The following is a 235-nucleotide window of genomic DNA, read 5'->3' as shown; positions in this document are numbered from 1 at the left end:
GGAGGCGACTATTTCGACTTCACGGCCCCCGATTTGGCGGGCAACGACCACACATTGTCGAAAGAGATAGCTGGCCGTGTGGCCCTGATTGACCTCTGGGGCAGTTGGTGCGCGTCGTGCCGCAAGCACTCTAAAGAGCTTATTCCCCTTTATGACAAGTATAAAGACCGCGGATTTACCGTTGTTGGCGTGGCCCGTGAGTATGACAACGCAGACGCAATGAAGACGGCGATAA

Annotated in this window: 1 protein-coding gene; it reads left to right on the top strand. The window is 54.9% G+C overall.

Annotated elements, in window-relative coordinates; translation table 11 throughout:
* On the top strand, positions 1-235 hold a 235-nt coding region (locus M3089_RS15770), incomplete at both ends, for a peroxiredoxin family protein (protein ID WP_249085267.1).

Source organism: Marseilla massiliensis, assembly GCF_023336985.1.
Classification (GTDB): domain Bacteria; phylum Bacteroidota; class Bacteroidia; order Bacteroidales; family Bacteroidaceae; genus Prevotella; species Prevotella intestinigallinarum.
The sequence above is the reverse complement of the archived record's forward strand: the minus strand, read 5'-3'. Positions and strand labels throughout refer to the sequence as shown.